General features: G+C 75.0%; 10 protein-coding genes. 3 read left to right on the top strand and 7 right to left on the bottom strand.

The features are described 5' to 3' along the window. The first annotated feature begins 78 nt into the window (after nt 1-78). Nucleotides 79-2130, top strand: coding sequence for a HelD family protein (locus tag IH61_RS0123105; protein WP_031072839.1), 2052 nt, complete (start codon nt 79-81; stop codon nt 2128-2130). Here IH61_RS0123105 and IH61_RS0123100 read toward each other — a convergent pair. From IH61_RS0123100 to IH61_RS0123090, 3 genes are all read right to left on the bottom strand, one after another. Continuing rightward, entirely contained in the window at nt 2094-3344 is a 1251-nt protein-coding gene (locus IH61_RS0123100) for a styrene monooxygenase/indole monooxygenase family protein (RefSeq protein WP_031072837.1), read from the bottom strand. The genes IH61_RS0123105 and IH61_RS0123100 overlap by 37 nt on opposite strands. Nucleotides 3345-3442: 98 nt before the next feature. Beyond that, complete coding sequence (locus IH61_RS0123095) at nt 3443-4195, bottom strand: thioesterase II family protein (protein ID WP_031072835.1); 753 nt, start codon at nt 4193-4195, stop codon at nt 3443-3445. Nucleotides 4196-4275: 80 nt separating this feature from the next. Next, a complete protein-coding gene (locus tag IH61_RS0123090) occupies nt 4276-5538 on the bottom strand; it encodes a serpin family protein (RefSeq protein ID WP_037973236.1) in 1263 nt (420 codons plus the stop codon). A gap of 155 nt (nt 5539-5693) precedes the next feature. Here IH61_RS0123090 and IH61_RS0123085 point away from each other — a divergent pair, with 155 nt between their 5' ends. Both IH61_RS0123085 and IH61_RS0123080 read left to right on the top strand, forming a co-directional pair. Beyond that, nucleotides 5694-7286, top strand: coding sequence for an AMP-binding protein (locus tag IH61_RS0123085; RefSeq protein ID WP_051837734.1), 1593 nt, complete (start codon nt 5694-5696; stop codon nt 7284-7286). A 145-nt stretch (nt 7287-7431) separates the two neighbouring features. Continuing rightward, nucleotides 7432-7647 carry a hypothetical protein gene (locus IH61_RS0123080; protein ID WP_031072828.1) on the top strand — a complete coding sequence of 72 codons (216 nt, stop codon included), beginning with the start codon at nt 7432-7434 and terminating at the stop codon, nt 7645-7647. Nucleotides 7648-7651: 4 nt separating this feature from the next. Here IH61_RS0123080 and IH61_RS0123075 read toward each other — a convergent pair whose 3' ends face one another. From IH61_RS0123075 to IH61_RS0123060, 4 genes are read right to left on the bottom strand one after another with little or no spacing between them, the layout of a single operon-like run. After that, complete coding sequence (locus tag IH61_RS0123075; RefSeq protein ID WP_051837733.1) at nt 7652-8644, bottom strand: ABC transporter ATP-binding protein; 993 nt, start codon at nt 8642-8644, stop codon at nt 7652-7654. Next, on the bottom strand, nt 8641-8775 hold the full coding sequence (locus tag IH61_RS49650; protein ID WP_267884050.1) for a hypothetical protein: 135 nt from the start codon (nt 8773-8775) through the stop codon (nt 8641-8643). The genes IH61_RS0123075 and IH61_RS49650 overlap by 4 nt, the downstream gene beginning before the upstream one ends. Before the next feature lie 20 nt (nt 8776-8795). Continuing rightward, nucleotides 8796-11618, bottom strand: a complete 2823-nt coding sequence (locus IH61_RS0123065; protein ID WP_031072823.1) for an FtsX-like permease family protein — start codon at nt 11616-11618, stop codon at nt 8796-8798. Next, entirely contained in the window at nt 11615-14992 is a 3378-nt protein-coding gene (locus IH61_RS0123060; protein ID WP_031072821.1) for an FtsX-like permease family protein, read from the bottom strand. The genes IH61_RS0123065 and IH61_RS0123060 overlap by 4 nt, the downstream gene beginning before the upstream one ends. Nucleotides 14993-15194 lie beyond the last annotated feature (202 nt).

Below are 15194 nucleotides of genomic sequence, written 5' to 3'. Positions count from 1 at the left end.
GAATCGAAGGAGCCCCTCTTGTCGAAGTCGAAAACGATTGATCCCGCCGCGCGCGAACTTGACGCGGAACAGGATTACGTGTCCTCCCTCTACGCGTTCCTCACCGATCGGCTCTCCGAAGCACGCGTGAACCGGGCGGACCTGTTGCGGGCCCCGGCGGGCGGCGCCGGGGAGGCGTACGAGAGAGAAATCACCGCCGACCGCCTGGCCAGGGAAATCGGCCGGCTGGAGGGCGCGGAAAGGGGGCTGGTCTTCGGGCGCATCGACCGGGCGGACGGAACGGCCCTGCGCATTGGGCGGATCGGACTGCACACGGAGGAGGACGAACTGCCGCTGCTGGTGGATTGGCGCGCGAATGCGGCGCGGCCTTTCTACGAGGCGACGCCGGTCCACCCGATGGGCCTGCGGCGGCGCCGGCACCTGCGCCTCGAGGAGCGCACGGTCGTCTCGGTGAGCGACGAGCTGCTGGACGGCAGCGCCCCGACCGACGGGGACGTGGTGGGGGACGGCCCGCTGACCGAGGCCCTCTCCGCCCGGCGCACGGGCCGGATGCAGGCGGCGGTGGCGACGCTGCAGGCCGAGCAGGACGAGGTCGTCCGCTCCGCCCACCGCGGGGTGACCGTGGTGCAGGGCGGCCCCGGCACCGGCAAGACGGTGGTCGCCCTGCACCGGGCGGCCTACGTCCTGTACGCGTTCCCGCGCGCCGCGGAGGAGGGCGTCCTCGTGGTGGGCCCGAACGCCCGGTTCCTCGACTACATCTCCCAGGTCCTCCCCTCGCTCGGGGAGAACGACGTCGTCCTGGCGACCTGCCGGGAACTGGCCGGGGCACCCGCCGATGCCACGGACCCCTTCGACACGGCCCGCCTCAAGGGCGCCACCGACCTCGCCGAAGCCCTGGCCGCCCTGCTGCGCACCCGTCAGGCCCCCGCCGGCGACTTCACCGTCCGGGTCGGACGGGAGGCGGTCCACCTGGCCGCCGAGGAGGTCGCCACCGCGCGCCAGGCCGCCGTGACGGCCGTACCGGGGCACAACCCCGCGCGCCAGGTGTTCAAGGAGCTCCTGGCCGACGCCCTCACCGACGCGATGCAGCGGGACATGGGCGACCTCCTGGAGCAGATCGACGCCGACACCGAGAAGCTGACGGGCCTCGACCTCGACCGGTTCACCGGAGCCGCCCGGCGCCGCACGGAAGGCGCGGCCGCCCCGGGCCCGGCCCACGAGCTGGACCTGGACGCCGTCCGGGCCGACCTCCTCGACGACCCCGGCGTGGACCGGGCCGTCGAGGCCCTGTGGCCCAGGCTCGCGCCCGGCGACCTGGTGACGGCGCTGCTCACGGACGCCGACGCCCTCGCCGAGCACCTGCCACGGCTGACCGCGCAGGAGCGGTCCCTGCTGCTGCGCGCCCCCGGCGACCCGTGGACCGAGGCGGACGCCCCGCTGCTGGACGAGGCGGCGAGCCTGGTCGACGGCCCGCCCGAGCGGACGTACGGCCACGTCGTCGTCGACGAGGCACAGGAACTGACGGCCATGCAGTGGCGGATGATCGTGCGCCGCTGCCCGTCGAGGTCGATGACGCTGGTCGGCGACTTCGCCCAGGCGGGCCCGGTCGCGACGGCGCGCGACTGGAAGGAGGCGCTGACCCCGCACCTCGGACCGCGGTTCAAACCGCACGACCTGACCGTCAGCTACCGCACCACGCAGGAGATCCTGGAGAGCGTCCGGGGCCTGCTCGCCCGGATCGCCCCGGACCAGCGGCCCACCCGGTCACTGCGCAGCGGCGAGAGCCCCCGCACCGTGACCGCACCCGCGGAGGGGCTGGTCACCGCCGCCCTCGAGGAGCTCCGCGCCCAGGGCGCCGCGCACCCGGGCGAGTTGCTGGGCGTGGTCTGCGCGGACGCCAGGGCGGTCGAGCTGACGGCCCGGGGCGTCGCCCGGCTCGCCCGTGTCGTACCGGCCTCCGAGGCGCGCGGCCTGGAGTTCGACGGGGTCGTCGTCCTGGACCCGGAGGAGATCGCGGCGGCCCGCCCCGGCGGGGAGAGGGACCTGTACGTGGCCCTGACCCGGGCCACCAAGCGCCTCTGTACGATCGCCGCTCAGCCGCGGGCGGAGGCGCGGACGGAGGCCAGGTAGGCGGCCGTCAGCTCCGGTGTCGCCAGCCAGGCCGCGTGGTCGCTCGGCTCCGTGTACGTGTTCGCCAGTCGGCGCGCCACCTCCGGGTGCTCGGCCGCTGCCGCGAAGGCGCCCTGCACGTGTTCGGGCATCGTCAGCACGTCGGCGGTCAGCCGAACGCTGTGGCGGGTGTACTCCTGCCAGAAGCCCTCGGCGGTGCGGTACATCCAGTCGGCCGTGAAGGGGGCGTCGCCATGCTCGGCGATCGCCCGCCGGTAGGCGTCCGCGGCGCGGGCGGCGCTGTTGGAGCCCTGGCCGGTGATCGGATCGCTGACGGTCACCGCGTCCCCCAGGCCCAGGACGTGCACGGAGTCCACGCCCGAGCCGAGTTCGGCGACGGGCCGACGCACGACCGGGTTGACCGCACCCGAGAGCCCGGCGCCCGCGTCGGTCGGCTCGGCCTCCGTCCAGAGCTCCGCCTCCCAGGGCAGGTACTCGGCCATCAGCTTGCGCATCCGGTCGAGTTGGACCTCCGGCGCGGGGCTGTCGCCGAAGATGTCGAACGGCCCGCCGGGCACGGCCTCCCAGAGCAGCACGCCGCACGGACCGGACAGCGTGACGGCCGGCTGCAGGAACAGCTCACCGAGACCGGGCAGGGCGTACATCCGGGCGGCCGGCTCGGTCGCGGGGTCGGGCGAGCCGATGCCGTGCGCGTACAGGCAGGTCAGGGTGCGCTGCGGCCGGTCGAACGGAGAGCGGTTCGGGTCGCGCTCGAAGACCTCGGCGAGTTCGCCGCGCCCGGCCGCGACGATCGTCAGCTCGTGGCGGCGGGCAAGGTCGTGCAGGCCCTCGCGGCCGAGCGAGCGGAACTGGACGTCACCGCCTCGCTCGGCGAACAGCTCCAGCCAGCCGGCGAACTTGATCCGCTGGTCGACGGACTGCACGGGATCGTCGGGCGCCATGGTGAAATCGAGCGCCTTGACGCCGGGCGGTACGCACAGCGCGAAGCGGAACGTCCGTACGGACGGCGCCTCGTCCGCCCAGAGGTCCAACCCGGCCTCCGCCTCGATCCGCAGCGCCGGGCCGAACATGGCCTGACCGGAGAGCACGCGCCCGCCGCGAACCTGGTCCGGGGTCCGGTCGGCGACGAGCGTGACCTGGTGGCCGTCCGCCTGCAGCCCGAGCGCGAGCTGCAGGCCGGCCTGGCCCCCTCCGACGATGGCTATCCGACGCACGCGTCCTCCTGACATGTCTTTGACGATCTGTCAAGCGCGAATATTATCGGACCGGACGGCCCACGTCACCGGCCCGGGCACCCTCGGCTCCGGAATCCTCAGCGGTTCAGGTGCCCGAGGATCAGCGCGGTGACGGCCTCCACCTCGTCCGCCACGTAGAAGTGCCCGCCCGGGAAGACCCGCAGGTCGAAGCCGCCGGTGGTGTGCCCGGCCCAGGCGCCGACCTGCTCGAGGGTGGCGTTCGGGTCGGTCTCGCCGACCAGGCCCGTGATGGGCACGGGCACCGTCACGGCCGGCTCGCACCAGTACGTCTCGATGGCGGTGTAGTCGGCCCGCAGCGACGGCAGGATCACCTGGCGCAGCGCGGGGACGGCGAGGATGCGCTCGTCCGTGCCGCCGAGTCCGGCGATCTCCTTGAGCAGGTCGTCGTCCCCGAGCAGGTGCACGGAGGTCTCGCGGGGCAGCGAGGGCGCGCGTCCGGCCGAGACGAACAGCCGGTCGGGCACGCCGACGCCCTGGTCGGCGAAGCGCCTGGCCACCTCGAAGGCGACGGCCGAGCCCATGCTGTGGCCGAAGAAGTAGGTCGGGCGGTCGGCCCAGCCCCGCAGCTCCACGGCGAGCCGGTCGGCGAGTTCGGGCACCGAGAAGATGCCGGGCTCGGCCAGCCGGTTCTGCCGGGCCGGGTACTGCACGGCGAGCACGTCGGCGTACGGCGCGAGCGCGTTGGCGTACTCCAGGTAGTAGCTGGCCGAGCCGCCGGCGTGCGGGAAGAACACGATCCGCGCGGGGGCGTGGTCGGAGGGCTTGAACCGGCGGAACCACGGATTGTCGACGGCGGCAGTGCTGGACATGCGGGCGCTGGCCTCTCTACGAACGGATCTCTGCCGCCCCAGTCTCCCAGTGCCCGCCCACCGACGGGGTGTTGCGCAGGTCACGCCTCCCGGTCGTCCTCCCAGCCCTCCTCCTCGTCCTCCGATCCCCAGCCCGCGTACGGGTCGTGGGAGGGCTCCGGCTCGGTGACCCACCCGGCGGCGAGCACCAGTCCGGTGGTGCGGTGCACGGCGAGGAAGCCGAACGGCCGGCCGAACCAGACCCGCGCCTCCCGCACCAGGTACGGCGGTCGGCTCGCGGCAGAGCCCCCGGCCACGCCGAAGGCGGTGACGGCGGCGGCGCGGAAGCCGAGCCGGCCGAAGGTCGCGGTGGCGCGCTGGGCGGCGCCGCCGATGAACAGCGGCTCCCCGGCCTCCGCGAGGCCCGGCAGGCGGTCCTCGGTCCGCGAGGCGCTGCTCGCCGTCGCCAGGCCGAAGAGTTCGCGGCGCTCGAGCAGGTCGTGGTGGGCCTCCACGGTGAACTGCGGCACGTCGACGCGCAGTTCGTCCTCGGGGCGGTACGAGGGCAGCCGGTCGATCCGCAGGCCCGGGCCGGGCTCGCCGAACGGCAGCCGGTCGGCGCCGGTGCGGCGGTGCCGTCCGCCCAGGGCCTCGAACCCGCTCGCGAGGACCGTGCTCGCGGCGGCGTCCGCCTCGCCGAGGAGGAGCCGGACGTCGATGTCGCGGTCGCCGAGGACGCGCAGCTCGGTGACGGGCCCGTACGGGGTCTCCAGCAGCGAGGCGCGGTCCAGCATGCGGCCGGTGCGGCTGAGGTAGTGGACGGGCCGCGCCCACGTCTCCTCCCCGCCCCCGGGCGGGCCGCCGAAGTCCCGGAACGGCCTGATCCAGTCGGTGCGCAGGACGAGCGCGGTGGCGAGGACCAGCAGGGTGTCCTCGCTGACCTCCAGCGGCATGGCGTCGATCATTCCGTCCGTGCAGCGGGCCGCCCACTCGTCGAGCGTCTTGCGGTCCTGTCCGGCGTCGCCGGTGAGCCTCCAGTGCACGTCCGCCGGGAAGCCGGCCGCCCAGGCGGGGCGCAGCCGTACCCCGGGCGCCGTCCAGACGCCGAGCGCGGCCCGTACCGCCGGGATCTCCCGCAGCAGACCGAGGAGTTCCCGGGCCCGCTCGGCGGCGCTTGCGGGCGCCAGGCCGAGGGCCTCGGCGAGTTCGGCCCGCACCGGCCCGCTCCCGGCGGGGGCCAGCAGCCCGAGCAGGGGCCAGAGCCCGGCGGGCATCAGGACCGTGCCCTGTTCCCCGTCGACGGCCTGCCCGGCCCAGCGCGCCCCCAGCGCGTTCGCCGCCCGTACGGCTTCGGCCCTGCTCATCCCGCCCCCTCCACGTCGGTCCTCGCGGGCCCGAGCGTAGGGGTGTCGCCGCCCGTGCGGCGAGCGCATTTTCCCGCCGCATCACCGGCAGCCACACCCGCCCCAGTGGGCTACGCTGACGCACCGTCAAAATCGATCGAGGGCTGGGTCAGGACATGTCGGCGAACGCGGAGCCCACGTACATCGAGCTGGTGCTGGACGGCCTGGCGCGGGACCGGGCCCGGGTGGCCCTGTGGTTCGGCGAGGAGGCGTGGACGGCTCAGGAGTGCCTCGACTCGGTCTTCCGGATGGCTCGGGCGCTGGAACGGGCGGGCCTGGGCCACGGGGACGGGGTGACGGTGATCTCCGGGAACCGGCCGGAGGCGCTGCTGGTGCGCCTGGCCGCGAACCTGCTGGGCTGCCGGGTGGCGATGCCCTACCCGCTGGCGCCCCCGCGGCAGTCGGCGGAGCTGGCGGAGTTCGCGGGGACGGCGGCGCTGGTCTTCGACCCCGGCGCCTGCCGGCCGGCCGCCGAGGCGGTCGCCCGGGCCCTGCCCTCCGCGGGCCTGTTCGCGCTGGGGCCCACCGACCTCGGCGCGGACCTGCTGGAGCTGGCGGCCGACTGCTCTCCCGAGCCGCTGGAACCGCGCTGCGCGCCCGGGGACGTGATGGGCGTACGGTTCACCGGCGGCACGACCGGGCGGCCGAAGGGCGTGATGAGACGCTTCGCCCGGCCGCCGAGACCGGCTCTGCCCGGCGGCTCGGTGTTCCTGCTGTGTACCCCGCTCTGCCACGGCGGCGGCACCACCGCCGATCTGGCGCTGGCGGCGGGCGGCACGGTGGTGATGCAGGAGGGCTTCGAGGCGCAGGCCGTGCTGGCGGCGATCGAGCGCTTCCGGGTCTCGCGCACCTTCCTGCCCCCGCACCTGCTCTACCGGCTGCTGGACCATCCGCTGCTGCCCTCGGCGGACACGGGCAGTCTGCGGCTGATCGGCTACACCGGCTGCCTGCCCTCGCCGCGCCGGCTGGCGGAGGCGACGCGGCGGCTGGGCCGGGTGCTGCACCAGACGTACAGCCTGACGGAGTGCGGCCCGGTGACCAGGCTGGGCCCGGACGAGCACCTGGACCCGCGGCTGCTGTCGACGGCCGGGCGCGCCTTCCCGGACGTCGAGGTGAGGATCGTGGACGAGGAGGGCGCGCCGCTGCCGACCGGGGCGATCGGCCGGATCGAGGTGCGCACCCCGACCGCGATGGCCGGCTACTGGCGCGATCCGGAACTGACGGAGCGGGTGCTGCGGCAGGGGTGGCTGCGCACCGGGGACCTGGGCTCGCTGGATGCCTCGGGCTATCTGACGCTGGTGGGCCGGGGCGAGTCGATGGCCATCGTCGAGGGGCACAATGTGTTCCCCCGTGATGTGGAGGAGCCGCTGCGCTCCCACCCCGAGGTGCGCGAGGCGGTCATGTTCGCGACCGCCGACCCGGACGGGCTGGAGCGGGTGCACGCCGCCGTGGCCGTCGCGCCCGACTCCCGGGTGACGGTGGAGCAGCTGCACCGCTGGAGCGTCGAGCGCGGGGGCGCACGGCACGCGCCGCACTCCCTCCTGATCCTCCCGGGCATTCCCCTGACGGGCCTCGGCAAGCCGGACCTGGCCGCCCTCCGGGCCCTGCTGGACGCACCGAACACGCCGAACACGCCGAGCACGCCGGACGCACCGCGCTCACCCGGCGCACGGGCCGTCGCGGCCACGGGGGCGCACGAGGGGGTCTGACGCGCCCCCGAGTGCGTCGAGCGCCCGCGCGGGCCACCGCTCGTGCGGCAGCCTGCGGGAAGAACCGCCCCCGAACTGCTCGACCGGGCGGACCGGACTGCCGATGACCTCAGCGGCCGCACCGTCGTCCCCAGGAGGCCCGACCTTGAGCTGGCTACGCGTCCTCACCGCGCTGGGCATCCTCGTTGTCGCCGCGAGCGCCCTGCTCCTCTTCGCCCGCTTCACCGGAACCGCCACCGGCAGCACCGGCAGCACCGGCAGCACCGGGAACGCCCGGAACAGGAACGACCGCGCCCCCGACATCCGCACGGATGCCGAGGGCAGCGGCCTCTTCCCACGCCTGGGCGGGGACAAGGAGTGAAGGACTAGGAGTGCCCCGCCAGGTCGTCCGACCGCACCTCGATGTGGTCCGCCGCCAGGTCCACGGCCACTCGGTGCTCCATCCCCAGCGCCTCCAGGAACTTGACGGGCAGCTGCACCCGCCCGGTGCGGTCGAGCATCACGTACTCGCGCTCGTTGACCGACTCCTCGCCGTGCTCGTCCGTCACCGTGCGGCGCAGCACCTCGCTGCTGGTCCGCCCGTCCCGGATGGCGACGGTGCGCCGCACCTCGCCGGCCACCATCGGGTCGTGGGTGACGATCACGACGGTCGCGCCCAGCTCCCGGTTGACGGTGCGGAAGGACTCGAAGATCACCCCCGCCGTCTCGGAGTCCAGCTCACCGGTGGGCTCGTCCGCGAGCAGCACCGGCGGGTTGTTGGCCATGGCCACCGCGATCGCCACCCGCTGCTGCTGGCCGCCGGACATCTCGGCGGGCCGCCGGTGGGCGAGGTCGCCGATCTCCAGTGCCTCCATCAGCTCGGCCGCCCTCGCGGCCTGCCGGTTGGAGCTTCCGGCCCCGCCGCGGCGCCCGCGCAGCTGCATGGGCAGGGCGATGTTCTCGGCGGCGGTGAGGAAGGGCAGCAGGTTGCGGGCGGTCTGCTGCCAGATGAAGCCGACCACCTCGCGGCGGTAGCGCAGCCGCTCCTTGGCGGACATCTCCAGCAGGTCGCAGCCGGCCACGGTCGCGGTGCCGGCGGTGGGCACGTCGAGCCCGGCGAGGATGGTCAGCAGGGTGGACTTGCCGCTGCCGGAGGCGCCGACCAGGGCGACGAGGTCCCCCTGGTCGATGGTCAGCTCCAGGCCCTGGAGAGCCTGGACCTCGACGCCCTCGGCGCTGAAGATCCGCACCAGCCGGTCGCAGACGATGGCCGCGCCCTCTCCGTACGCCTTGGGCGAGGCGGCGGCGAGGGCCCGCTGCCGGAGCTCCTGCAGGCTGGGGGCCTCGGCGGCCGTGCGCTCCTTCTGGGTGCTTGTCACCGCTCGTCTCCTGTCTCGACTGTCTGCACGATCTGCTCGGTCTGCTCGGTCTGCTGCTCGGTCTGCTCGGTCCTGCACGTGTCCGTGTCCGTCCAGCTGTCCGTCCACCCACCCGACTCAACGAGCGGCACCGGTGGGGAAGTTCGCCGCGTCACGGGGTCTCCCCCGCCCGCAGCTCGGTGGCGATCTGGCGCCGCCCGGAGATCGCCGTCTCCAGCACCACCGCGAGGCAGACCACCAGGGTCAGCCCGGCGGTGGGCAGCAGCACCGGCGCCGGCGTGGGCAGCAGCTCGTCGTCCACCCGGGCGCCGACCAGCGCCGACAGGTTGATGGCCGATCCGATCAGCCCGACCGCCGCGAGGGCGACCAGCCCGCCGCCGACGGCGGCCGTCAGGGTCTGCGGCAGCGTCTCGGTGATGATCAGCGCCAGGCCCTGCCGGGGCCGCAGGCCCATGGTGCGCAGCCGGGCCAGCAGCGCCGTCCGCTCGGGCGCGGCCCGTACGAGCGTCAGCAGCACGGCCAGCAGGGCGAATCCGGCGCTCGCGAAGGCCGCGTACCAGAACAGCCGGCCGGCGGAGCGCTGGAGCGGGTCGGCGGCGAGGGCCGCCGCCTCCTCCTCGCTGCTGTGCACGGTGTAGCCGGGCGGCAGCCCGAAGGCGCCCTTTCCGGCGGCCGCGGCGTCGTCGTTGACCAGCTGGACGTAGCCGGTGGTCTTGGTCGGGCCGCGCTCCAGCAGCAGGGAGCGGACGGCGCCGGGGTCGATGTCGCCGACGGCGAACCACTTGTTCATCTTCTTGAACTCTGGGATCCGATCCCCGGCGGCCGCGGCGGAGACGACCACGAAGGACTGGCCCGGCTGGGCGAGGGCGGGCGTGGCGTCGACGATCCCGGCGACGGTGGTGTGCAGGTCGCTGCCGCCCGGCAGGTGCACCTGCGCGGGGCCGGTGGCGAGCCGCTTGGCCAGGTCGCGGCTGAACAGGGCGGGCACCGGGGTGTCCCGGGCGCCGGGGGCCGCGGCCAGCTTCGCCGGGTCGAACTCGCCGACCCCGAGGGTGCGGGCGATCTCGGCGTAGGCGTTGGGCTCGGCCGCGATGAGGACGGCCTTGGCGGAGTCGTGGTCGCCGCCGATGAAGGTGGCCTGGGTCTCGACCCAGGCGCCGGTCGAGGACCGGACGCCGGGCAGTTCGCCGGCGGCCTTGACGAAGTCCTCCGGCAGGGTGCTGTAGGTGGGGACGGCGATGGAGGCGTCGCCGCTGCTGGCGATCCGGGCGGCCTGCATCCGGGAGTTGTCGACGGTGTCGAGCACGGTGGCGCCGAACCCGGTGGTGGTGACGGCGATCAGCAGGGCCAGCAGCGGCAGGACGGACGGGCGGCGCCCGGCCGTGCTGCCCCGGGCGGCGCGGGCCAGCCCGAGGAAGCCGACCACGCCGCGGCCGCGCCCGGCGAGGGCGGACAGCCGGCCGACCAGCAAGGGCTGGAGTCGGGCCAGCACCATGCCGCCGGTGACGGCGAGCAGCAGCGGGGTGAGCACCAGCAGCGGGTCGATGCCGGCGCCGGGGGCGGCCACACCGCGGCGGCGGACCTCGGCCACGGCGGCCGCGGTGGCGGCGAGGACGCAGAGTTCGCCGACGAGCCGGCGCCGTCCGCCCGCCGCCCGGGGCTTGGACATGATCATCGCGGCCCGCACCGGGAAGGCCAGCACGGCCAGCAGCGTCGCGACCAGGGCGGTCAGCACCGCGTTGCCCCACCGGGGCGTGGGGAACAGCGCCAGGGCGAGCGCGGAGCCGAGCACCGCGGCGGGCACGACGGTCACCGCGCCCTCGCCGAGCAGGCGCAGCAGCACCCCGGAGCGCGAGCCTCCCCGGGCCTGGAGCAGCTTGATCTCTCCGGTGCGCCGGTCGGCGGTGAGCGCGGCGGCCAGGCAGAGCACCACGGCGGCGACGCCCGCGACACCGGCCGGGCCGATCGCGCCCAGCGGGGCGGCGGCCTCGTAGCGGACGGTGGCCCGGGTGAACACCTCCGGCAGCATCGAGTTGACGTGCATCTCGGGCCGGTTGGTCAGGACGGGCAGGGCGGAGGCGCCGCGCCCGGCGATGAAGGAGTTGACGGTGTCCCGGGTGTCGTCGAGCCGGTCCATGCGCAGGGTGCCGGCGTCGATCGGGATCCGCCAGAAGTTCTGGCCGACGGAGCCCCAGTTGGACAGGGCGCCCAGGCTCTCGCCGCCGACGAAGCCGGTGGTCCCCCAGTGGAGGTCGGCCGGCCCGCCGAACAGGCAGGCGCGGGCCGGGCAGCCGAGGTCCTCCCAGAAGGGGGCCCGGGGGTCGTTGACGCGGTAGAGGCCGACGACGGTCGTGCGCACCGGGCCGACGCCGTCTTCCCCGTTGTCGAGGACGTCGCCGAGCTTGATCCCGATGGTCCTGGCGGCCTTCTCCTCGAGGACGATCGGCAGCGGGGTGCCCGTGGGGGCGGCGCCGCCCGGCCAGGTGCCCGCGGTCAGGGTCACCTGGTCGGCGAGGCCGTGGACGTACAGCAGGCCGAGGCTCGGCGGGGTGCTGTCGGAGAGGCGGGCGAGGCCCGGGTTGAGCAGCGGGTGGCCGCGCTTGACCCGGGTGCCGTACACCTCGCCGACGGTGCTGAGCGGGATCCGGCGTCCGATCTCGGCGACCAGATTGTCCCGGGCGGTGTCCAGCTGCGCGGCCGTGTCGCCGGAGAGGGTGGCGCCCGTCGCGGAGAAGCTGGTCGCGTTGACGCCCAGGTTGTGCGTGAACTCGCGCAGTGCGGCGTCCGCGCCCCGGTCCGACAGCCGCGGGAACGCGGCCGCGAGGAAGGCGGTGACCAGGGCGAGGGCCGCCATGAGCAGGGCGGCGAGCGGGGTGGCGCGCAGCCGGGTGCGGACCCAGGGTGCGGGCCGGGCCGCCGGGGTGGCGGGGGTGGCGGCGGGTTCGGGCACGGTGGTGCCGGCCTTGGTGGTCACATCTCCTCCACGTGGCGCAGCCGGGCGGCCACGTCTCGACGGCGGCGTCCGATGAGGAAGGCCGACAGCAGCGGGACGACGGCGATCGCGGCCGTGAGCAGCAGCGCCCGTCCGAGCGGCAGTTCGACCAGCGCCTGGGGCGTGGGCCGGACGGCGGCGGAGGTGAGCACCACGTACGGCACGATCAGGTGGACGAGCAGGGCGCCGAGGGCGAGCCCCACCACTCCGCCGAGGCCGACGAGCAGGGCCTGTTCGGCGGCGACGGTCCGGGCGAGCACGCGGCGCGGCGCGCCGAGGGCGAGCAGCAGGGCGTTGTCCCGGGAGCGTTCGCGGGCCGAGCCGGCCACGGCGGCGGCGAAGCCGATGGCGGCGAGCACGGCGGTGACGATCGAGATCACCAGCAGGGCGCTCTGCGGGGCGGCGCCGACCGGGTCCTCCAGGAGGGCGTCGGCGCTCTCCCGGTAGAGGTGCAGGTCCTGGGCGCCGGGGGCGCCGCGCAGGGCGGCGGCGGCCTCGGCCGGGGCCCGGTCGCCCGGTCCGGCGGCGGGCAGCCACCATTCGGTGCGGGTGGGCAGGTCGCGGCCCTGGCCGGCGAGCAGATTGGCGGCGGTGGCGAGGTCGACGACGAGGGCGCTGCGGCCCGCGACGGGGACGGCCTCGATCTCGGCGGTGACCTTGACCCGCAGGACGACTCCGCCGTACGGCACCTGGACGGTGTCGCCGACCTTGGCGCCGACGACGCGCAGGTAGTCGTGGGTGGCGACGCCGGGGATGGCCGCCGGGGCCGACGGGCCGGCGGGGGTGAGGGTGGCGCGCAGGGACTCCCCGGCGAACCCGTTGGAGTTGCGGTAGCGCAGGTTGAACAGCCGGTCGGCGCCCAGGGGTTCGGCGCCGAGCGTGGCGGCGGGGCCGCCGTTGGCGTTGCCCATGACGCGCATGGGCGGGGAGTTCACGCTCCAGCCGAAGCCGGCCGGGACGGGCACGGCGGTGGCGGGGCCGTCCGCGGTGTCGGAGACGGCGAGGCGGTGGACGGTGACCTCGCCCTCGGCCCGGTCGCCGAAGGCGACGCTGATTCCGGCCAGGGTCAGCGGCGCGGAGACGGCGCCCCTGGGGGCGTCGACGGCGGCGCCCAGGTCGATCGAGGTGTGGACGTCCCCGGTCAGCGGCAGCTGGGGGAAGGGGACCTTGTGGATGAAGCCGAAGCGGTCGCGCAGCAGCACCCGGATCTCGGGGTGGACGGTGGAGGCGCCGAACACGGTCCGCTGCTTGATGTCGGTCTGAACAGTCTGGTTGACGGTCAGGTCGGCATCGATCCGCAGCGGCTTGCCGGGCAGCGGGATTCCGGCGGCGTTCCCGGTGGGGGCGTTCGCGGCGAGCGGGGGGAAGAGCTCGGCGGCGGTGTGCCCGTCGAGCAGGTCCTCGCGGACGGGGATGCGCTCGGCGAGGGCCTTGGTGTCCACGGCGAGCAGCTTGCCGGTGCCGCTGGGCAGGGCCTGGTCCTCCAGGACGGCCGGGACGATCCGGTCGCCGCCGGGCAGGGCGCCGTAGCGGCCGCCCTGACCGATCACGGAGCTCTGCGAGCCGCTGATGCGCAGGCCCCCGAGGGTGTCGAAGGCGGCCTGGTCGCGCTGGGAGGTCGTCCAGGTGGCGCCCTGTCCGATGGCGAGGACGCCGGTGGCGACGGCCATCACCAGCAGCAGGACGGGTCCGGTGGCGCGCGCGGGTCGGCGGGCGAGCTGCCAGCCGACCATCGCGGGCCCGAGCCCCCGGCCGCGGGCGGCCATCCGGGCGCCGAGCCGGGCGGCGAAGGGCAGCAGCCGCAGCACCACCAGGGTTCCGGCGCACAGGGCCAGGGTCGGGGTGGCGACGAGCAGCAGGTCCACGCCGAGGGCGCCCGAGGAGTCGACGGACATCCCGCTGCCGTACTGGCTGAGCTGCTGGTAGGCGAGCACGGCCAGGGCGAGGACGGCGAGGTCGCCGCCGTTGCGGGCGATGCCGGAGACCACGGCCTGGCGGCGTCCGGCGCGGCGGCGCAGGGCGGCTCCGGCCCCGCGCATCAGGCTGGGGACGGTGGCCAGGGCGATGCAGGCGAGGGCGCAGATCAGGGCGACGGGCCAGAGCGTCCAACTGAGGCCCGTGTCGAGGTCGAGCTGGCGGCCGGTGCCGAGCCCGGCGAGGGCGCGCACCAGCAGCGGCGTCAGCAGCGGTGCCACGAGGGCCGCGGGGACGGCGAGCAGCACGGCCTCGATGGCGGTGAGGGCGCCGAGCCGGGCGCCGGATGCGCCTCGGGCGGCGAGCAGTTCGTTCTCCGCCTCCTGCCGGGCCGCGATCAGGTGGACGACCAGGAGCAGCGCGGCGGCGGCGAGGACGGCCAGTTGGAGGGCGCCGATCAGCAGGGTGGACCGGGCGACCATCATGCTGGAGGACAACTCCCGCATGATGGCGGGCAGTTCGGTGGTGGCGTTGAGGGAGGCGCCGGCGCGCAGCTGGTCGCCGAGGCCCCGGGTACGGTCGCCGATGGCCTCGGCGGTGGACTGGTCGATGCCCGAGAGGTTCGCGTCGAGCAGCCAGCCCCGGCTGCTCTGGATCAGTCCGGCGGCGGTGAAGGCGCTCTGGTCGACCATCATCGGGCCGTAGGTGGTGAAGCTGGAGACCTGGATCTCGCGGCCGCCGACCGGGTCCATCCGCCAGTACGGGTCGGCCGGGTCCTGGGCCCGGTAGACGCCGGTGACGCGGACGGCCAGCTCGGCGCCGCCGAGCCGGTCGACGAGGCGGACCTCGGCGGGCAGGGACTGGGCGGTCAGGCCGAGCCGCTCGAGCATCGTCTTCGGGACGGCGACCTGCGGGGCGGCGGAGGCGACGGGCGCGGTGGAAGCCTCGGGCCAGGCTCCGCCGACCAGGTTCACCCGGGAGCGGTCGAGGTCGGCGAGGACGGTCAGGTCGGGCTGGGCGGCGGGGCCCGTGGCGGGGGGCGCGGTGGCGCCGGCCGTTCCCGCTTCGCCCGAAGTGCCGTTCGCTGCCGCGCCGTTGCTGCCGCCTGCTCCGCTGTTGGCCGCCGCGCTCGGCAGGGCGTACGAGCGGCTGCGCAGCATCGTCCGGGTGGTGACCGGCAGGCCCTCGAAGAGCTTGCCGCTGTAGTCGGCGAGCGCCTTCTCGTCCTTGGCCCGGGCGTCGAGCCCGTGCTCCCCCGTCACCACGACGGTGGTGCGGGCGTGGCCGGGGCCCTGCAGCGCCTGGCGCAGGCCGGCTTCGCCGACGCTGGCGTTGAACGCCACGAGCGCCGTGAGCACGGCCGTGGTGATCAACACCGCGAGCAGGACGGCGCCGGCCAGCGGCAGTCGCCCGCGCAGTCGGCGCACGACGAAGCCGAGCATGTGATTCCTCCCCCGCTTTACGTCCCCGGTTGCGTCCCGGGCTCGTTCACATTCCATTTCGGGCACAATCCAGCCCGCGACGGACACTCTTCGAGCACATCAAGTGCAGAGATCACCGGCTATCGGTCGCCGGATAGCGGACGACTCTGTCAGATTCGATCCGGGAACGGAAGGGACTTGCGCGAATCGAGTAAGTAGTGAG

Source organism: Streptomyces sp. NRRL WC-3742 (assembly GCF_000720635.1).
GTDB lineage: Bacteria > Actinomycetota > Actinomycetes > Streptomycetales > Streptomycetaceae > Kitasatospora.
This window is presented reverse-complemented; position numbering and strand designations above follow the sequence as displayed.